The 17,578-nt window shown below is 55.9% G+C and carries 20 protein-coding genes; 9 read left to right on the top strand and 11 right to left on the bottom strand.

The window, feature by feature from the left end:
• Positions 1–2: 2 nt before the first annotated feature.
• Positions 3–1,484 carry a MocR-like pyridoxine biosynthesis transcription factor PdxR gene (gene pdxR, locus PU683_RS15530; protein ID WP_277173028.1) on the bottom strand — a complete coding sequence of 494 codons (1,482 nt, stop codon included), beginning with the start codon at positions 1,482–1,484 and terminating at the stop codon, positions 3–5.
• A 252-nt stretch (positions 1,485–1,736) separates the two neighbouring features.
• Between pdxR and PU683_RS15525 the strand changes: the two genes are divergently transcribed.
• From PU683_RS15525 to PU683_RS15515, 3 genes are all read left to right on the top strand, one after another.
• Positions 1,737–2,192 (top strand): GNAT family N-acetyltransferase, encoded by a 456-nt coding sequence (locus PU683_RS15525; RefSeq protein WP_431190943.1) that lies wholly within the window; start codon positions 1,737–1,739, stop codon positions 2,190–2,192.
• Positions 2,193–2,360: 168 nt separating this feature from the next.
• Complete coding sequence (locus tag PU683_RS15520) at positions 2,361–2,681, top strand: hypothetical protein (RefSeq protein ID WP_277173025.1); 321 nt, start codon at positions 2,361–2,363, stop codon at positions 2,679–2,681.
• 364 nt (positions 2,682–3,045) lie between these two features.
• Entirely contained in the window at positions 3,046–3,468 is a 423-nt protein-coding gene (locus PU683_RS15515; protein ID WP_277173023.1) for a hypothetical protein, read from the top strand.
• Between the two features lie 125 nt (positions 3,469–3,593).
• Here PU683_RS15515 and yjbE read toward each other — a convergent pair whose 3' ends face one another.
• A complete protein-coding gene (gene yjbE, locus PU683_RS15510) occupies positions 3,594–3,845 on the bottom strand; it encodes an exopolysaccharide production protein YjbE (RefSeq protein WP_277173020.1) in 252 nt (83 codons plus the stop codon).
• A gap of 322 nt (positions 3,846–4,167) precedes the next feature.
• On the opposite strand from yjbE, the gene PU683_RS15505 reads away from it, so the two are divergent.
• The gene (locus PU683_RS15505; RefSeq protein ID WP_277173018.1) at positions 4,168–4,701 is read left to right on the top strand and encodes a hypothetical protein; all 534 of its coding nucleotides are present in this window, start codon (positions 4,168–4,170) and stop codon (positions 4,699–4,701) included.
• Between the two features lie 115 nt (positions 4,702–4,816).
• The gene (locus PU683_RS15500; RefSeq protein WP_277173017.1) at positions 4,817–6,025 is read left to right on the top strand and encodes an MFS transporter; all 1,209 of its coding nucleotides are present in this window, start codon (positions 4,817–4,819) and stop codon (positions 6,023–6,025) included.
• On the opposite strand, the gene PU683_RS15495 is transcribed toward PU683_RS15500, so the two are convergent.
• The 7 genes from PU683_RS15495 to PU683_RS15470 form a co-directional block, all read right to left on the bottom strand.
• The gene (locus PU683_RS15495; RefSeq protein WP_277173015.1) at positions 6,014–6,646 is read right to left on the bottom strand and encodes a hypothetical protein; all 633 of its coding nucleotides are present in this window, start codon (positions 6,644–6,646) and stop codon (positions 6,014–6,016) included. The genes PU683_RS15500 and PU683_RS15495 overlap by 12 nt on opposite strands.
• Before the next feature lie 129 nt (positions 6,647–6,775).
• Positions 6,776–7,351 (bottom strand): YrbL family protein, encoded by a 576-nt coding sequence (locus PU683_RS15490; RefSeq protein ID WP_277173013.1) that lies wholly within the window; start codon positions 7,349–7,351, stop codon positions 6,776–6,778.
• A 183-nt stretch (positions 7,352–7,534) separates the two neighbouring features.
• Positions 7,535–7,774, bottom strand: a complete 240-nt coding sequence (locus PU683_RS15485) for a DinI family protein (RefSeq protein ID WP_023481865.1) — start codon at positions 7,772–7,774, stop codon at positions 7,535–7,537.
• A 358-nt stretch (positions 7,775–8,132) separates the two neighbouring features.
• Positions 8,133–9,716: a methyl-accepting chemotaxis protein gene (locus tag PU683_RS15480; RefSeq protein WP_277173011.1), complete on the bottom strand. Its 1,584-nt coding sequence runs from the start codon at positions 9,714–9,716 to the stop codon at positions 8,133–8,135.
• 204 nt (positions 9,717–9,920) lie between these two features.
• Entirely contained in the window at positions 9,921–11,741 is a 1,821-nt protein-coding gene (locus PU683_RS15475) for a putative bifunctional diguanylate cyclase/phosphodiesterase (RefSeq protein WP_277173009.1), read from the bottom strand.
• A 96-nt stretch (positions 11,742–11,837) separates the two neighbouring features.
• Positions 11,838–11,915, bottom strand: coding sequence for a protein YoaJ (gene yoaJ, locus PU683_RS22465; protein ID WP_431190962.1), 78 nt, complete (start codon positions 11,913–11,915; stop codon positions 11,838–11,840).
• A gap of 99 nt (positions 11,916–12,014) precedes the next feature.
• Positions 12,015–13,043, bottom strand: a complete 1,029-nt coding sequence (locus PU683_RS15470) for a sensor domain-containing diguanylate cyclase (protein ID WP_277173007.1) — start codon at positions 13,041–13,043, stop codon at positions 12,015–12,017.
• Between the two features lie 302 nt (positions 13,044–13,345).
• On the opposite strand from PU683_RS15470, the gene PU683_RS15465 reads away from it, so the two are divergent.
• Both PU683_RS15465 and PU683_RS15460 read left to right on the top strand, forming a co-directional pair.
• The gene (locus tag PU683_RS15465; protein WP_023481685.1) at positions 13,346–13,591 is read left to right on the top strand and encodes a putative hemolysin; all 246 of its coding nucleotides are present in this window, start codon (positions 13,346–13,348) and stop codon (positions 13,589–13,591) included.
• A 78-nt stretch (positions 13,592–13,669) separates the two neighbouring features.
• On the top strand, positions 13,670–13,975 hold the full coding sequence (locus tag PU683_RS15460) for a hypothetical protein (protein WP_277173004.1): 306 nt from the start codon (positions 13,670–13,672) through the stop codon (positions 13,973–13,975).
• Here the strand turns inward: PU683_RS15460 and PU683_RS15455 are convergent.
• Positions 13,972–14,319: a DUF488 domain-containing protein gene (locus PU683_RS15455; RefSeq protein WP_277173002.1), complete on the bottom strand. Its 348-nt coding sequence runs from the start codon at positions 14,317–14,319 to the stop codon at positions 13,972–13,974. The genes PU683_RS15460 and PU683_RS15455 overlap by 4 nt on opposite strands.
• A 154-nt stretch (positions 14,320–14,473) precedes the next feature.
• Here PU683_RS15455 and PU683_RS15450 point away from each other — a divergent pair, with 154 nt between their 5' ends.
• Positions 14,474–15,181, top strand: coding sequence for a CTP synthase C-terminal region-related (seleno)protein (locus PU683_RS15450; RefSeq protein WP_277173000.1), 708 nt, complete (start codon positions 14,474–14,476; stop codon positions 15,179–15,181).
• A gap of 119 nt (positions 15,182–15,300) precedes the next feature.
• Here PU683_RS15450 and PU683_RS15445 read toward each other — a convergent pair whose 3' ends face one another.
• Complete coding sequence (locus tag PU683_RS15445; RefSeq protein WP_277172998.1) at positions 15,301–16,485, bottom strand: CynX/NimT family MFS transporter; 1,185 nt, start codon at positions 16,483–16,485, stop codon at positions 15,301–15,303.
• A 99-nt stretch (positions 16,486–16,584) separates the two neighbouring features.
• Between PU683_RS15445 and PU683_RS15440 the strand changes: the two genes are divergently transcribed.
• Positions 16,585–17,370 (top strand): AraC family transcriptional regulator, encoded by a 786-nt coding sequence (locus tag PU683_RS15440; protein WP_277172996.1) that lies wholly within the window; start codon positions 16,585–16,587, stop codon positions 17,368–17,370.
• Positions 17,371–17,578 lie beyond the last annotated feature (208 nt).

Here is a 17,578-nt window from a genome sequence, read left to right as displayed (position 1 = left end):
TTTCATCCGCGCGCGTGAAAAATCGCCGCAAGTTTCAACACAGCGGACTCAATTTCCCGCTCGTTGTAGGCGGCAAAGCCCATCAGAAAACCCGTTGAGGCAGGTTGGCCTGCATATAACGCGGTCAGCCCGAGCATATCGACATTCGCGCGGCGGGCGGCGAGGGCGATCTCAGCTTCTGCGATCCCCGCTTTGAGGTGGCAGGGCATCTGCATGCCACCCGCTGGCGTCATCCAGGTGACGAAATCAGCGAGGTGCTGCTCGATCAGGCTGGCCAGTTTGTCACGCCGCGCAACATAGACGCCGCGCATCATCCGCACATAGGCACCAAAGTGCCCGCCCTCGATAAATTTAGCCAGCGTCAGCTGGGGAATGGAGGCGGTATGACCATCCATTAACGTGCGCGCCACCGTCAGCGGTTCTACCAGCTCATCGGGAACGATCAGATAGGCGAGGCGCAGCCCCGGAAACAGTGACTTCGTGAAGGTGCCGATATAGATCGTCCGATCAGATCCATCCAGCCCCTGTACGCAGGCCATCGGTTTGCCTTCATAGTGAAATTCACTGTCGTAATCATCCTCAATGATCCACGCCTGGTGCCGGTTTGCCCAGTCGATCACCGCCAGCCGCCGATCGAGTGAGAGCGTGGCGCCGGTAGGGTACTGATGAGAAGGGGTGAGATAGATCGCCTTTGCCGGTTCGCTCAGGGCGTTAAGCTGCTCAATCGACAGGCCGTTATCATCCAGCGCAACCGGCAGGGTGTTCAGCCCGGCCGCTTTGAAGGCTTTATGCGCTCCCTGATAGGCGGGATCTTCAATCACTACGCCATCATTGTTGTCCATCAGCACGTTTGCACAGAGTGTGAGTGCCTGCTGGGAGCTGGTGACAATGATGATGCGCTCTGCCGTGGCGTGTGCGCCGCGTTCCAGATTAACGTACTCAGCAATCGCCCGCCGTAACCGCTCCATACCCTGGGGCGGGCTTTGTTCGAGGGCCTGGTGGCGATACTCTTTCAGCACCTGACGCTGCAGGCGCTCCCAGGTAGGGATCGGGAATAAACGTGTTTCAGGAATACCCGGTGCCAGTGGGCTAGGGCGGGAAAATTCGCGCACCCCTCCGCTTTGATAGATGACCTCTCCCCGGGCGCTGAGCGCGGGTTTGCGTACTCCAGCGCTTGAACGGCGCTGCCTGGCCTGCGATTTCAGCAGCCGGGTACGGAGCGAGACGAAGCTCCCTTTTCCGGTGTGCCGTTCAATAAACCCTTCTGCATGCAGGCGGCTGTAGGCGGCTTCAATGGTATCCCGCGAGACCGTAAGCGATGCTGCCAGCGCGCGGGAGGCGGGAAGCGCTTTCCCCTCAGACAAGATCCCGTCGAGGATAAGTGTGCGTATCGCCCGCTGGATCCTCTCATGCAGCGGCAATGATCCGTTGGCAGGATCGATCATCCACGCTTTCACCGTTTCCAGTTGTGCATGCTTAAACATTGGCTCTCCCCGCCATGACGTATCTTAACCGCCAGTCTAAAGCAACAGGGGCGAATACCGAATCTAAATTGGTCTGCTCTGTGCGCCAAAATTGGTGGGGCTAAACGTGCCATTGCCTGCTTATAATCTTTTCGCAAGCGTAATGAACTATTTCCATGCAATGGGTGGGAAATTACCGCCGGGATCTATTTCGGTGCAGCTTATTTACGCCTGGCGGGCACGTAACAGATATAAAAAAGAGAGGTCATGACTATGAGTAATACTATTTTTACTATTGAAGCGGTCATCGAGAGTGATTATGAGGGCTGGTTGCCGCTGTGGGAGAAATATCAGGATTTTTACAAAGTGGATATTCCCGATGCGGTGACTCAACGCACGTGGCAACGATTTTTCAGCCCGGTTGAGCCAGTATTTTGCGTGGTGGCGAAATATAACGGCAAGGTGGTGGGATTTGCTCATTATCTCTTTCACCGCTCAACCTGGGCGGAGAGCGATTATTGCTATCTTGAAGATCTCTATGTTTGCGAATCCGTTCGCGGCCAGCAGGCGGGCAAGCAGCTGATTGAATATGTGCAGCGCGAGAGCAGAAAGCGTCACGCCAGCCATCTCTACTGGCATACCCACGAAACCAATTATCGTGGGCAGCGTTTATATGACTGGGTAGCGAAGAAAAGCGGCATGATCGAATATCGCATGCAGGTGAGATAGCGATATTTTTTGCACGATTGATACCCTTTGAAAATAAAAAGCAGGACTTCGCAGCAAGCGACGCGTCGCGGCCGTTTTAACCTGAACAGGATGGATAAAATAGTGAAGAAGGTACTTTTGTGTGGCCTGATACTGGCCTCTGCGTCATGCGCTGATTTCCAGAAAAGTATGAGTGATCAAATGAATGCGGTGCATGCAGCGCTCACGCCAGAAGAGGCAAACGTCCGGCAGAGCGCCCCGGCGAGAAAGGTGGGCACCCTCACCAATGAGCAGTGCAAAACCAGCATCGGCAAGAGCCGCAGCTATTTCGAACAGCTTATTGGCTTCAGGCTGAATGAGTCCAACTCCTCCAGCTATACCTCTTTTTCGCAGACCTACAATTTGAAAATATCCGACAGGAAAGACCGTCTTGGCGGTAACTATGCCATCTGCGTCATTGCCATCGATCCGCAAACGGATAAAGTCACAACATTCTCTATGCCGGTTTAATACCGTGCCTCACTCTGTTTTACGGAGAAAAATAGGGGAGCCAGAGGGTTCCCCTATTTTTGCCATAATCCAGCGTGGTGAAAGAGGAGTAATGTTGCTTACTAAGGCTATTCTCATATTGTTGAATTATCACGGCTGGAAACGATAATAAATTTAACTTTAGTCGAACATATTTTATAAATTACACGGCTGCTATGTTGGTAAAATGCTAACGGTATGTTGAAGGGCTATGGCGAAAAATGTAGGATAGCGGCTCCATTTATGTACAAGGAAAATAACTTATACCTGAGCACAGTGAGGGTGTTCACCTTTGGCTTATTTGCCGTCGCGAACGTTGTTCGCTTTTTAAGAAAGGGTATAAAAAATGAGTACAGAAGATGAGCTGGTAAGGATCCGCGAAGAATTAAGCAGTATCAGGCGCCGTGTTATTGGTGGTGGTGGAAGCGACTACTGGTTTGTCTATGCGGTGCTGATCCTCCACGGGCTGGTAGCGGGTGGCGTAACGGGTTACTTTTTAACCTCCCAGGAGGGCTGGAAAACGCTTCCTGCCTATGGGCTGGTCTTTATTGTCTCTGCGCTGCTATTTTTAGTTGGCTTTAAAAGACCGGTTCTGCACCTGATCTATGTTGCGCATGCTTGTTTCTATTGGGGCGTGATTGCCTGGGGTAGCGCTCATCAATTAGGCCCTGTTGTGAGCTGGGGATGCGGGATCGCTGCGTTTATATTATCCTTTATAACCCTCTGTTATCCTTTAGAAGTCTTTCCAAGGTTAAAACAGAAGAAATAAACGCACCCTTTGAGGTCGTTAATTTCAGCGCGTAGTACGCTGACAAGCGCGCAAATAAAACGGGAACCCTAAGGTTCCCGTTTTGCGTACAATGCCAGCCGCCTGAATCGGAGGCGAAGCGCAACTTACTGTGTCGACGTGGTCGTCGTCGTTGTGGTGCCGGTATTCGAACCATTATTGCCGCCGGCCGCCATTAGTGCGATGCCGGTTACGGCTGTTGCAACGGTCACGCCGGCAATGGCGGACGATCCCACAGCAAATTCCGAGGCGCTTGCTCCGGCCGCTTCACCGCTGTTTAGCTCCAGGGCGGAGCCCGGCGCAGCTACAGCGTTACCCGCCGTTATCATCAAAACCAGGGCAGCAATTGTCATTTTCATCTTTCTTTTCTCCATTTAGTGTTACTTCCATCAGGGCAATGACACCCACCTATACACTATTTTTATTGTTGCCAAAGCGGGATTTATAACTGTATCTTTTTGTTAAATATGGATTTTTATCCATATCCTGGCTATCAAGTGACTGATTTACCGGCGCCTCGTTTTTAATCTCAGTGAGTATTTTCAGACGATCCGCATTCATGCCTGCGTGCTGCTGGCGCTTTTAGCGGCGCGGCCTACGCTTAAAAGGTGCGACGTCGCGGCCGGAAAGAGGGCGCATGCTATAGCTGTCGTGAATGGAAAAAATGACAAAGGAGCAAGAATGAACATTGCCTGTCTTGGATGGGGATCGCTCATCTGGAAAGCGGACGGTTTGCCGCTGGCCAGCCGCTGGCATGCCGATGGTCCACGTTTACCCATTGAATTTTCCCGCGTCGGTGATGGGGGCGAGCTGGCAACGGCGATCTGCATCAATGCGCCGGCGGTTCCGGTTCACTGGGCGTTTCTCAATACCGGCGATCTTGAGCTTGCGACCGCGGCCCTGCGCAAGCGCGAGCAGATCCCGGATTCACGGGAGGATGGCGTTGGCTCGCTGGTACTGGCGGGCAATATGGAGGGTACTCTCGCCACATGGGCGGCGGCGAAACAGCTTGATGCGGTGATCTGGACCGCATTACCACCGCGTTTTAACGGCATTGAAGGGCGCATACCCTGCGTCGATGATGCGCTCGCTTACCTGCGCTCGTTAACCGGAGAAACGCTCAGCCACGCGCAGGACTACCTCTGCCAGGTTCCCGCCGTGTTCGATACTCCCTATCGCAGAGCGATTCGCCAGGCGCTCGGCTGGGCCTGCTAACTGATCCAGTCGCCTAACTAATCACATTTTTGTAACACTTTCATCGCACCCTGGTAGCGCTTCGCCAGGGTAGACTCTGCCTGCTCATTCAATGTGGAAAAAAGAGAACCTTAAGATGCCATTACGTTCGATTCAGGCGTTGTGTTTGCTCAGCTTCTTTATGGCGGATGTGCGGGATGGTCTTGGCCCCTTTCTGGGGATCTTCCTGATTCACTATCACTGGAGTGCGGAAGCAATCGGTTATGCGATGACCGCAGGAGGTATCGCCGGGCTACTGGCGACGCTGCCCTCCGGCATTGTGGTGGATGCCTCGGCGCGCAAACGGGCGATTATCGCCGTGGCGGCGCTGCTGATCATGGCGGGCACGCTGCTGCTGTGGTTCTTCCCCGGCTCGTTAATGGTCTATGCAAGCCAGGTGGCAACGGGCATTTCGGCGGCATTTATCGGCCCGGCAATGGCAGGCCTGACGCTGGGGCTGGTGGGGCAGCAACGCTTTGCCCATCAGCTGGGGCGCAATGAAGCTTACAACCACGGCGGCAATATGCTTTCGGCGCTGCTGGCCGGTGTTGCCAGCTGGTACTGGGGCATCGGCGCGGTCTTCCTGCTGATGCTGGTAATGGCCTTTGGCGCGCTGATGGCGGTGCTGGCGATCCGCGAAAAGGATATCGATCACCGCGTTGCGCGCGGGCTCAATCCCGAAGAGACTCGCGGCGAGATCCCCTCGCTCTTTACGCTGCTGAAAATTCCGGCGCTCACGATCACCGGGCTGACCCTGATGCTGTTCCATCTGTCGAATGCGGCGCAGCTGCCGATGCTGAGTATGCAGGTGGCCTCAGGCCATAACGCCGGGCTGTTTAACCCCGGCGCCTATGCCGCAATGACGGTAGTGATCGCCCAGGGGGTGATGATCCCGGTCGCGCTGATGGTCTCGCGCTACGCCCAGCAATACGGCTATGAAAAACTGATTTTGATCGCGCTGATTATCCTGCCGGTTCGCGCAATGACCGCCGCGCTATGGCCCTCACCGTGGGCGGCGATCCCGGTGCAGATTTTCGATGGGATGAGTGCCGGGATTCTCGGCGTGGCGGTGCCCGGCTTTATCGCCTCGCTGTTGAACGGCACGGGGCACGTCAATGCCGGGCAGGCGCTGGTGATGCTGATGCAGGGCTTTGGTGCCGCCATCAGCCCCTCTCTTGCCGGAACGGTGGCGACGCACTATTCGTGGCGCACGGCTTTTATCACGCTGGCGAGCATTGCGCTCACGGCGCTGATTATCTGGCTCGGCTTCGCCAAAAAAGGGGCGACGCAACGCTTACGCGCGTGACGTTTCGTGCGGCTGATGCGTCTTTAGCGGTTCCCGGCGCATCAGATCCCGGCAGACGTAAAAGAGCCCAATCATAAAGGGGAACTCATACAGCTCTTCAATCAGATCCTGATAGGCGCGCTTGTGCAGGAAGAAGTGGGCGATGGCGCGGTGGTGCTCCACGCTGTCGGAGATCAGGAAGGTGACCACAACCAGTGCGAAACTCCAGATAAGCAGGGTTTCATGACGCAGGCGGTTAGCGATCTGCTGGCGAAGCGCATAAGAAAAGAGGGGAAACAGCACCAGTGCGCCAATCAGTAACACCGAAATGGCACGGAAGAGCAGGCGCGGCTCGTGTGGAAAATAGTCGCGGCCCCAGCTGACGCTGCGCCCGAGCAACACCAGCCACCACATCGCCGCCCAGATCCAGAAGTGTTTGCGCTCTGGCATCAGCGGAGTAGTCAGCGCGAAGCGTAAAGTAAAAACAAAAGCAAAAAGTAGCCAAAGTGCCTGGACATTTTCAATCACCGTTACCGAAAGCCCGTGATAAAGCGGCAGAGAAAAGTCGGCGAAAAAAGGAATGATGCAGGAGAAAACCGCCAGAATCACGGTGGTGGGAGTCAGGCGTTTGTCGAATTTCATAATATTGCCACATTGATAATAATTAGCGGGCTAACATAGCGGATGAGGGTTTGTGCTGCTTTGCGATTAGTGGCGTATTGACTTATCAGGGTGGGAAACGCACCGGCAAAGAAGCCGGATGCGTTATTTTCAGGCGGCCTGAACGGTATTGATAATCTTATGGATACGTTGCTTGAAGCGCTTAATCGATCTGTCTATTTTCCGGCGATGAAGAAAGCGGAACCAGGATGAGAGCGGTACAAACTCGGCTTCGCCAATATTATCGATAACGACCAACTCATACGCTTGCGGCGCGGTTTTGCGCACCAGCACATTGTACTCTTTCAGCGTCATGGTCGAGATGCCGTACTCAACGAGATCGCTTTGCAGTTCGGCGAGTTTCTCCTCCAGCAGCGGCAGAGAAAGACGCTTGTTCTTCAGGTAGAACTCCAGGCTTTTGGAGATGTTGCCATCGTAATCGGTGACCAGTTCGAACACATGGCCGGTGCCAAAATTGGTCTGGATTTTACCGTAGTAGTTGGGAATGGCCTGGCATGCCTGAATTGAACCTGATTTTTTGCGGTAGTAACGCGTTTCGCGCTTCACCTCTTTTAACCCGCCATCGTCGGGGTTATAGAGGGTTTTGACACATTTTTGACTATCAAATGGGTGCTGGTAACACCGGCGGTGGCGGCCGCTACCTATGTTCTCTTTTAGTATCAGCATGGTTAACTCTCCTTGCCGACTACTATGAGAATGCGCGGTTAAATATTCCCTAAACGGAGGAAATGCTTTGATACATTTAGCGCGGAGGCAGGCAATAAGCGCACCACATGTTAAATTTGGTCGCCCGGCGGGGGTAAAGAGCGACCCTCATACGACGCGCTGTACGTATCACGCCATTGGCGTTTACTCCTGAACCATCCACATATCTGCCTCTTCAAACATCTCTTCCAGCATGCGGTTCAGCTTTTCGCGATCGCTTTTGCTCGCATCGCTGTTCAGGCCGTTAGCCTGCATCGGTTTCACCCGCACATCGGCGTCCGGAAAGATGCGGTGTACGCGCTTTGTCAGTTCAGTGAGGATAATCTCGCGCGCGCCGGGTAAACCTTCAACGTTACGCTTGTCGTAAACCAGTTCAACAAACACAGGGTCGTCCTATTTAATCTGAATTTTCGTGCAGCATTTATACTGGATAAAAAATCAGTATTCAAGGCTAAAGCGTGTAAGCGAGGTGCAATCTGCGTACAAACGCATAAACAGAACCTGTCGGGCAGAGCAGGAGGGGGATTGTTGTAACCAGGGAACAAATAAAGGATGGCAGTTTCGACATCAAAACTGCCAGCGAAGAGAGTACAAATTGTTAAAGCGTATATCCGTCACTTGCGCACTTTATAACCCGGCGGCCAAAAGTGTACAAACGCAAATTTTTCGCTGGAGGGATTTATAAAATTGATGATCAGTGTATTAATCATCAGCCTTTGTAATCCCCCTGACGAAAGTGTGCTTATGCCGGGTCGCGCTGGAGTTTGAAGATGCGAACCATCTCCACCAGCTGTTCTGCCTGCTGTTGCATGGCCTGCGCGGCAGCGGAGGACTCCTGCGACAGCGTTGCATTCTGCTGTGTTGCGGCATCCATATGTGTGATGGCCACATGCACCTGATCGATACCGACGCTCTGCTCACTGCTGGCCAGCGAAATGGTGTCGACAAGATGGCTTACGCGCTCAACGCTCTGCATGATTTCATCCATCGCGCTGCCGGCGTTTTTCACCAGTTTGTTGCCTTCATCGATGCGATTCACCGAGCGCTGGATCAGCTCGCTTATCTCCTTCGCCGCCGTGGCAGAGCGCTGGGCGAGGGCACGCACTTCCGATGCCACCACGGCAAAACCGCGGCCCTGCGTGCCGGCACGCGCTGCTTCTACCGCGGCATTCAGCGCCAGGATATTGGTCTGAAACGCAATGCTGTCAATCACGCCGATAATGCTGCTGATCTCGGTCGAGAGGTGATTAATCTCACTCATGGTAGTGACCACGCGCTCCACGACTTCGCCGCCGTGATTAGCCACGCGCGTGGCTTCGCGGGTGATATCACTGGCGAGACGTGAATTGTCGGCGTTGTTTTTCACCACCGAGGTCAGCTCCTCCATGGAGGCGGCGGTCTGCTCAATCGCGCTGGCCTGCGCTTCATTGCGTGCGGAGAGTTCGCGGCTACCGCTGGCAATCTGTTGCGAGGCGCCGGCAATCGTTTCTGTCCCGGAGCGAACCCCGGAGACGACGCGCGTCAGATTACTGTTCATCTCCTGCAAGGCGCGCATCAGTTCGGCGGTCTCATCGCGCCCGGAAATTACGAAGGAAGATTGCAGATCGCCTGCGGCGACGGTGCGGGCAATGGAGACGGCCTGTGCCAGTGGGCGCGTAATACTGCGAATTAACCACCAGGTAATCAGCATGCCGACAATCAGCGTAAAAGCCATCACCAGCGTCAGCATCAGACGCGTCTGGACAAACAGGGAGTGATTATACGCCTCGGTTTGCTGGCGGATGTGCGCCGCTTGTTGCAGCGTGCTCGCCACCACCGAATCGATCATTCTGGTCGGCTCCCGATCGATGCCGGTTACCCTATGGTCAACGCGCTGTGCACTGCTGGCATCCGCAATGTCATAGTGCTGTAAGGCATCCAGATACTCTCTTTCCAGCTTTGCATGCAAGGCGATAGTTTTGACCACCTCGGTGTTCGCGACCCCAATCTGCGGAAGCAGCACGCTCAGTTTTTTTAACAGCGTTTCTGTTTTCTGACTCTGTTCAACAAAGGCATTTTTATATTTAACGAAAGTTTCCTGATTTTGCGTCCCGCGCAGCAGCGTGTTTTTCCACTCCTGCACCTGAATTTTGAACTGCACTTGCGCATTACGCGCCGTGTCGATGCTCTGCGCAACTTCGCCTTCTGTCGCCATAATCTGTTTATTTTGCGCAAGCGCGTCGGCGTTAATAGCGAGGCCGCGAATGCCCATAAACAGCGTTGCCAGTAACAATAACGTCGCCAACAAACCCAGACGCTGCCCGATAGTAAGATGGTTGATTCTCATGCTGTGTCACTTCCCCTGGTGATGAGGCGCAAATGGCGCGCACGCCAGCACTATCGACGTATTTAAGCAGGGCTTTAATGTCGGGGTGAGCAGAAACCGAACGCTTTTAACGTAATTAATTGATTTAAAGATGGATGACAGTTTTGTGACGTTTTCGTGACGCTGTATAACTGCCCAACTTACCGTGGGCGCACGGGGGAAACGTTAACCGCCCAAAGGGTGCCCGGGCTCGCCATGGATCTTCGCCAGCATGCTCCAGGGGGGGCTGTCGAGTAGCCAGGCGGGAATGTCCGCTGCCAGAAGCGGGCGGGCAAAAAGGTAACCTTGCGCTTCATCGCAGCCAAACTCTTCGAGCATGCGCGCGGTTTCCCGATCTTCCACCCCCTCCGCCAGCACCCTGTAATTCAACTCCTTGAGCATCATAATCACATTGCGCGCGATGATGCGGCTGTCGTTATCGGTGGCGATTTGGCTCACCAGCGAGCGGTCGAGCTTGATCATGTCAATGGGGATGCGCCGCAGGTAGCTGATATTGCTGTAGCCCGCGCCGAAATCATCAAGCAGGATGGTGAAACCGAGCGCGTCGAGGCGGTTAAGCTCCTGCAGGGCGGCATCGCTCTCCAGCACTTTTTCCGTTTCCAGACACTCAATGTGAATATCGGCAGGGATAAGCCCGGCGTCGATAATGTGCTGCGCCAGTGCATCAGCAAAGCCGCTGCGCGAAAAATCACTCACCGTGACGTTAATGGAGACGGGAAGATCGATGCCGAGCGCCTTCCACGCTTTGACCTGGGCAATAACCGTTTTAATCACCCAGCGGGTGATATCTGCCATCAGGGTCGTTTTTTCCGCCAGCGTAACGATCAGCGCAGGCGAAACCGGGCCAAACTCGGGATGCGTCCAGCGCAGCAGCGCCTCTACCCCCTCTGTCTTTCCCGAGCGCAGAGAGACTTTAGGTTGATAGGCCATATGGAGCTCATTCGATTTGATCGCCTGGCTCAGATCGTAAAGCAGGCGGAAATCGGTATTACGCTGTTCATCAAGGACCGGGTTGAAGTGCAGTACCGGGATATTTTCACGGATCGCCTCATGCAGGGCGCTGATCGCCTGACGCACCACCTCCTGCACATTGTCTGTTTGCGGCGCAAAGGGGGCAAAACCCGCGTGAATGGAGAGATTGATATCGATATTTTGACCAATCGTCGCCTGGAAGCCTTGCATTCGCCGGACCCGCTTAGCCAGCCTGAGCGCCGCGTTACGCTCGGTCAGCACCGCAAAGCGCCCCGTGGCGAAGGCGTAAAGTGTGGTGGCCTTGTTAAGCCGCAGGCGCGTCTGCAACAGCGGGGCAAAACTGCGCAGCAGCCTCTCCAGCGACTCAACGCCGAGGTAGCGGCTTAACTCATAAGCACGTGGAATATCAATGCAGTCGAAAATAATCAGCGCATAGTCGCCGGACGCGTTTTGCTTCAGCCGTGTCATCTCCTTGATTAAACAGGGGCGGTTCGGCAAGCCTGTCAGCGCATCGACAAGGCCGATGTTATAGCAGGATTCAAGATAGAGCGTGGCGAGCGCCGCGATGCGCTCAAGGTTAGCTGTTTGCCGGGCACTGGGGAGACAGGTTTCGGGATGGGTGACGCACAGCGTGCCGAGGACCGTTCCCTCCTTGGCGATCATGGGCACCGAGGCGTAAAAGCGGATATCGCCGCTCTTGACCAGCGGCTGATGAGAAAAGCGTTCGTCGAGGCGGGTATCGGGACAAATTATCGTCTGCCGCTCAGCCAGCGCATACTGGCACATGGTGCGATCGATGGCGATTTTATCGTGCTCAATTGGCACCCTCTCGACAAACTTGATGTACTGAAATTGATCGTCAAAGGTCGTAATAAAACTGCCCGATACGCCCACCAGCTCACGGGCGAGACGTGCAAATTCCGCCAGCGCCGCATCGCGGGTCGTGTCTGCCTTACTCAATAATTCGAGCGCCGCCAACTGCCTGCTCTCACTCTTTTTAAGACCCGTAAACATGGTGCGCTCCTGCTCAACAAGTTAAAACAGGGTGTCCTGATCTGAGAAGTCCGTCAGCGTGACCGGCGTCGGGTTACCCTTTGTCGCATCCGGTCACTATTGCCACCAGCCAAGCTGGGTGCCGACCACGGCGATAATCGCGACGAACAACATGATGATGGTGCTCTTTTTCATGGCGTCTCCTCGGTCAGCGGTATGCGCCGACCCTGTAAAGTGTATATGAAAGCGAGGCCATTAAGATTTACCTCATGTCAATAACGGAAGATAACGCGATTAGTTAAGTTGCCGGAATGGTTTTTTGCTTTTGCTCTTCTTCACCCGGTACATCACCTCATCGGCTGCGCGCAGGGCGCTGTCCGCATCGTCCTGTTCAGGGTTAATCTCAATCACGCCGACGCTGGCGCCGGGGTAGTCAAGATGAATATCACCAAGCTGATACTCTCCGGCAATCTGCTTGTCGAGGCGGGTTTTCAGCGCGCTGAGCAGCATGCCCTGTGGCTGATGGAGCGAGCCGCCGGGGCAGGCGAGTAAAAACTCATCGCCGCCGAGACGGCCAACAATATCATCTTTCCCCCCCTCCTTCGTTAGCCGCCTGCCCACTTCAATCAGGAAGCGATCGCCGGTCTCATGGCCAAACTGGTCGTTGATCCCTTTAAAATTATCAAGATCGATAAAGGCGATAATGACGTGAAGCTTCAGATGGCGGGCCAGCGAGAAGAGCGTCTGCAGCGACTCGAACAGCGATCGGCGATTCGGCAGGCCGGTCAACACATCGGTATAGGAGTGGGCGATCAGCGCAGCGTTGGCTTCGCGCAGCTGGTCAACCAGATGCTCTTTTTCAATGTATTGCGCGATCAGACCGGCAAACAGGCGCAGCACCTGCTCGCCGCGTACGCTGAGCATCTTTTTCTGATTGCTGGCCGCACAGAGCGTGCCATAGAGCGAGCCGTCAGCCAGCTGAACCGGCTGGCTGAGATAGGTGGTGATGCCCAGCGCCTGGGCTGCTTCACAATCACGCCAGCGGGTTGCCACATCGTTGGCAAACAGGCAGTTATCATCCAGCGCGCGTTTGCACAGGCTGTCGCCAAAGGGGAGGGAGAAACCTTCCGGGATCTTCAGTTGCTTACTGTTGCGGGAGTAGACAATGTGCTGCTGGCGGGGGTCGTCGCTGATTTTGGTCAGGTAGGTCGATTCCATATCGGTCACCATCTCCAGCATTTCCAGAAACTGGCGGACTAAAACTTCCAGGGAGTGCTCTTTCGACAAGGTTTCCGATACCCTGGCGAGAATGAAATCAGGCATGAATAGTGGGCTCCGGTGCGTGGGTACCGTGTTGACCCGGCACGTTATTGCTGACGATTGCGACGGCGCGCCATTAAAACATGATCGAAAAGGATTTGATATATCGTGCAATGGACAAAAAAAAGCCCCGCTGATGAGGCGGGGCAAAAACTCATTGATTACGGAATGATGTTCTCTGGTCATGGGTGAGAACGACGCAAACTATAACGGTGAAAAGTGCTGTAAGAATGGAGAAATCATGGAGATATACCGCCTGCGCGGTTATTCTGAAGAGCGTTGTTGGCCACCGTAAGGAGAAGAAAATGCGTTATGGGTTACTCGTTTTACCGTTGCTGGTCTCTGCCTGCACCTCATCGCCTGCTAAAAAACCGGATCATCCGCAGGTTGGCATGGCCAACCCGGCGGCAGTCTACTGCCAACAGCGCGGCGGTGAGCGCGTGCCGGTGCAGAGCCCGCAGGGCGTGCGCACCGAGTGCAAACTGCCGGGCGGTGAAGTGATCGATGAGTGGGCGCTGTGGCGTCGCGATCATCCGACACCAGGATCGTGACAGCGGCAGAAAAGCCAGGTAAACTTCTCTTTCAGAATTATCTCATATTAAGCTTTAACGAGACCACGCGAGAGAAGTATGTTTCAGTTACGACCGGGTAGCCAGGCATTAGTCATCGGCGCCCAGACCGCCAGCGGGCGGAGCAATATCGGTAAATCCGTTGAGTTATTTGGGCTTTGTCAGCCGGGCGAACGCTTTCTCAACCCGGTGAATGGCGTGGTCACCGAGATGCCGCGCACCGCAGCGCGCGCGCTCTGGCTGGTGACGGGCGATGTGACCGCATTTGATGGTCAGCACGGTTTCGCCTTTGTGCGCGCCGGGCATCTGATGCCTCTGCAGCCGGACAGCGCGCCGCAGGACGAACGCACACAGGTGGTGAGCTAACGCAGCGCGCGCAGCCACTCCGCCAGCACGACGGCGTGGTTCTGCTCCGTATCTTTTGCCGCATATAACAGCGTGACGGTGCCGCTTTTCCCCCGCGCCGCCAGCTGTTCTCCTGCCTCTTTTTGCGCCTCAAGCTCTTCCCGGTAGCGCTTCTTAAAGGCGGCAAAGTCGATCGCCTCGCCGTGAAACGCTTTGCGCAGCTCCGTTGACGGGGCCAGCGCTTTGCACCACGCGTCGCAGGCCAGATCGACCTTCTTTATGCCGCGCGGCCAGAGCCTGTCGACCAGCACCCGGTAGCCATCCTCTTTACGGGCGGCGTCGTAGACACGTTTGCACTGGATCATCGCGTTCTCTCCCTTTTCGTCTGGTCAATGCCTGTTTCATACCCGGGCATCATCCTGCCCACTGATTTTAAAGTGTTGTGATTAATGTTAAAGACGTCTAGTGTGATGCGCCTTATGTTAGCCATTATCTACCACGGCATAGGGGCACCTCTCCATGAACCACATTCCGCCTAAAAAGACACTGCGTATTGCGCTGATCGGCGACTATAACCATGACATCGTTGCGCACCAGGCGATCCCGCTTGCTATCGACGATGCTGCGGCTGTCCTTGAGATCACCGCCGATTATGACTGGCTGGCGACCCGCGAGATCGATAATCCTGAAGATCTGGTCGGCTACGACGCCATCTGGGTCGTGCCGGGCAGCCCGTATGAAAATGCAGAAGGGGCGTTTATCGCCATCAAATATGCGCGTGAAAACGCCATTCCGTTTCTCGGCACCTGCGGCGGCTTCCAGCATGCGGTGATTGAGTACGCCCGCAATGTGCTGGGCTGGGAAGATGCCGCGCATGCTGAAAGCGAAACCACAGGGCGGATGGTGATCTCCCCGCTGGCCTGCGCGCTGGTGGATCAAACCGGTGCCATTGAGTTAAGACCCAATACGCTGATTGCCCGCGCCTATGGCCGCAATGAGATTGAGGAGGCCTACCGCTGCAGCTTCGGCATCTCTGCCGAGTTTGCCAGCGAGCTGGAGCGTGGCGATCTGCGGGTCACCGGCTGGGATGAAGAGGGCGAGGTGCGGGCGGTAGAGTTAATTACCCATCCGTTCTTTGTCGCCACGCTGTTCCAGCACGAACGTGGCGCGCTGGAGGGGCGCCCGGTGCCGCTGGTTCATGCCATGCTGCGCGCCGCAGGCGAATAAGTCCGTGGATTGTGCCGGATGGCGCGTAAACGCTTATCCGGCCTACCACACCCCGGTACCGCTGTTGTAGGCCGGATAAGGCGCAAGCCGCCATCCGGCACTTATCCGCCATCCTGCCTCTATCCGGCAACGATCTCCCGGTCGCGTCCGGCAAACGCGCCGCACAGCGCCATCACTACTGACAGCATCGCGCAGGCGATCAGCGGCAGATGCCAGTCACCGCTGGCGTCATGTACTTTCCCCATCAGCGGCGGCCCGCAGGCGGCGAGCAGATAGCCCACCGATTGCGCCATCCCCGACAGCGCGGCGGCCTGATGCGCTGAACTCGCCCGCAGGCCAATAAAGGTGAGACCCAGGATCATCGTCGCCCCGGAGCCAAATCCATATACCACCGTCCAGATCGCCGCGTGACCCGGCTGCAGCCACAGCCCCAGCGCGCCCGCAGCGCAGAGCAGCGCAACCAGCGCCGCGATGGCGCGCTGATCGCGAAGGCGGTGCAGTACCAGCGGAACAAGTAACCCGGGCGCAGCCGTAGCCAGTTGTAGCACGCCGTGCAGCGAGCCCGCCTGCGTCTCGCTGAACCCCTGGCTTATCAGAATTGACGGCAGCCAGCCGATCACAATGTAGTAAATCAGCGAGTTGATCCCGAGATAGAGCGTCACCTGCCAGGCCAGTGCCGAACGCCAGATACCGCGGCTGTGAAGCGCACCCGTGGCACTGAGTGCCGCCGGTGCGTCGTGGCGCAGGCGTGGTAGCCAGAGCAGCAGCGCCAGCAGCGGGAAGATCATCAGCGTGAGCAGCGCGCCGTGCCAGCCCGCGCCGCTCTGCGCAATCGGCACCATCGCCGCGGAACCGAGCGCCGCCGCCGCGCCCATCGTGAGCGAATACGCTCCGGTCAGCCTGGCGACATGCTGCGCAAAATCCCGCTTCAGCATACCGGGCAGCAGCACATTGCCAAGTGCAATCCCGCAGCCAATCACCGCCGTACCGATAAACAGCAGCAGGGAGGAGGGCAGCGAGCGCAGGGCGATGCCTGCGCAAATCAGCAGCAGCGCCGTAAACAGGCTGCGCTCCATACCCATACGGCGCGCCACGCCCGCCGCCAGCGGCGAAATCAGCGCGAAGGCCAGCAGCGGCAGGGTGGTGAGCATGCCGGTTTGCGCCGTGGTTAAGCCATATTCGGCGCGAATGGCATCCAGCAGCGGCGCAGCACCGGTGAAGGTGACGCGAAGCGTGGTGGCTATCATCAGGATGCCAGCGATCAGCAGCAGGCGCTGTTTGCCGGCAGAGGAGGGAGTGGTCATGGTGTTCTCATCCATAAAAAGAGGGCACTACGATAGCGTTTTTCACCGCTGTTTGAATCAAGCTAAAATGACACTTTATCGCTAAATGCGGACAACTTTATGCATGACTTAGCCTTAGCGGGCTTCGATCCCGACAGCCAGCAGGAAGCCGCCGTGGCGTTCCACATTCGTATGGCGGCGCACGAGCAGCGCATTCCCGCTCATCATCATCGCAAAGGGCAGCTGATCCTTGCCTTAAAAGGGGCGATCACCTGTGAAGTGGAGAATGCCCGCTGGATGGTGCCGCCGCACCACGCCATGTGGCTACCGGGTTTTGTGCCGCACAGCAATCATGCCACCGCTAACGCGCAGCTCTGCTTTCTGTTTATTGAAAGCTGGGCGGTGGTGATGCCGCAGCACTGCTGCACCCTCAAGATCTCGCCGCTGGTGCGCGAGCTGATCCTCCAGCTTGCCACCCGTTCAGCGGCCGAAAGACGGGAGCCGCAGACGCAGCGCCTGATCCAGGTGCTGTTTGATGAGTTACCCCATCAGCCGCAGATGCAGCTCCAGCTTCCCGTCTCAATGCATCCAAAGATCCGCCAGATGGTGGAGATGATGGAGCTGGCACCGGCCGACCGGCAGACACTGGCGCTGTGGGCGCAGCGCTTCGCCATGAGCGAGCGCAACCTCGCGCGCCTCGTGGTGAAAGAGACGGGGCTAAGCTTTCGCCGCTGGCGCCATCAGTTACAGCTGATCCTCGCCCTGCGCCTGTTGATTGAGGGCCACAGCGTGCAGCAGATCGCCCAGACGCTGGGGTATGACTCAACCACGGCCTTTATCACCATGTTTAAAAAGGGGCTGGGGGAGACGCCGGGGCGTTATCTGGCAACGCTCGGCGAGCGGTAATATTTTTCCCTGCGAAAACCCCTTCACTGGTGTGGGTTTAAAGCGTTTATTTCGTCAGGCAGGAGAGGATAAGTCATTAATATCGCGACGCTGTTTTTAATAACTTTTTCAGATATTCAATGCACTTTTTGATATTTGTGTGATGAAAAACCTTATGTGACTTTAACGCGGCAATAAACACACTAACCGGGCATAAGGATTAGCATGG

The organism is Candidatus Kosakonia sp. 282A-S69 (genome assembly GCF_029433855.1).
Lineage (GTDB): Bacteria > Pseudomonadota > Gammaproteobacteria > Enterobacterales > Enterobacteriaceae > Kosakonia > Kosakonia cowanii_A.
This window is presented reverse-complemented; position numbering and strand designations above follow the sequence as displayed.

What these genes read in the sequence shown, in the direction of transcription:
- pdxR (WP_277173028.1), bottom strand. Translation starts at nt 1,484, where the DNA reads ATGTTTAAGCATGCACAACTGGAAACGGTGAAAGCGTGGATGATCGAT.
- PU683_RS15525 (WP_431190943.1), top strand. Translation starts at nt 1,737, where the DNA reads ATGAGTAATACTATTTTTACTATTGAAGCGGTCATCGAGAGTGATTAT.
- PU683_RS15520 (WP_277173025.1), top strand. Translation starts at nt 2,361, where the DNA reads ATGAGTGATCAAATGAATGCGGTGCATGCAGCGCTCACGCCAGAAGAG.
- PU683_RS15515 (WP_277173023.1), top strand. Translation starts at nt 3,046, where the DNA reads ATGAGTACAGAAGATGAGCTGGTAAGGATCCGCGAAGAATTAAGCAGT.
- yjbE (WP_277173020.1), bottom strand. Translation starts at nt 3,845, where the DNA reads ATGAAAATGACAATTGCTGCCCTGGTTTTGATGATAACGGCGGGTAAC.
- PU683_RS15505 (WP_277173018.1), top strand. Translation starts at nt 4,168, where the DNA reads ATGAACATTGCCTGTCTTGGATGGGGATCGCTCATCTGGAAAGCGGAC.
- PU683_RS15500 (WP_277173017.1), top strand. Translation starts at nt 4,817, where the DNA reads ATGCCATTACGTTCGATTCAGGCGTTGTGTTTGCTCAGCTTCTTTATG.
- PU683_RS15495 (WP_277173015.1), bottom strand. Translation starts at nt 6,646, where the DNA reads ATGAAATTCGACAAACGCCTGACTCCCACCACCGTGATTCTGGCGGTT.
- PU683_RS15490 (WP_277173013.1), bottom strand. Translation starts at nt 7,351, where the DNA reads ATGCTGATACTAAAAGAGAACATAGGTAGCGGCCGCCACCGCCGGTGT.
- PU683_RS15480 (WP_277173011.1), bottom strand. Translation starts at nt 9,716, where the DNA reads ATGAGAATCAACCATCTTACTATCGGGCAGCGTCTGGGTTTGTTGGCG.
- PU683_RS15475 (WP_277173009.1), bottom strand. Translation starts at nt 11,741, where the DNA reads ATGTTTACGGGTCTTAAAAAGAGTGAGAGCAGGCAGTTGGCGGCGCTC.
- yoaJ (WP_431190962.1), bottom strand. Translation starts at nt 11,915, where the DNA reads ATGAAAAAGAGCACCATCATCATGTTGTTCGTCGCGATTATCGCCGTG.
- PU683_RS15470 (WP_277173007.1), bottom strand. Translation starts at nt 13,043, where the DNA reads ATGCCTGATTTCATTCTCGCCAGGGTATCGGAAACCTTGTCGAAAGAG.
- PU683_RS15465 (WP_023481685.1), top strand. Translation starts at nt 13,346, where the DNA reads ATGCGTTATGGGTTACTCGTTTTACCGTTGCTGGTCTCTGCCTGCACC.
- PU683_RS15460 (WP_277173004.1), top strand. Translation starts at nt 13,670, where the DNA reads ATGTTTCAGTTACGACCGGGTAGCCAGGCATTAGTCATCGGCGCCCAG.
- PU683_RS15455 (WP_277173002.1), bottom strand. Translation starts at nt 14,319, where the DNA reads ATGATCCAGTGCAAACGTGTCTACGACGCCGCCCGTAAAGAGGATGGC.
- PU683_RS15450 (WP_277173000.1), top strand. Translation starts at nt 14,474, where the DNA reads ATGAACCACATTCCGCCTAAAAAGACACTGCGTATTGCGCTGATCGGC.
- PU683_RS15445 (WP_277172998.1), bottom strand. Translation starts at nt 16,485, where the DNA reads ATGACCACTCCCTCCTCTGCCGGCAAACAGCGCCTGCTGCTGATCGCT.
- PU683_RS15440 (WP_277172996.1), top strand. Translation starts at nt 16,585, where the DNA reads ATGCATGACTTAGCCTTAGCGGGCTTCGATCCCGACAGCCAGCAGGAA.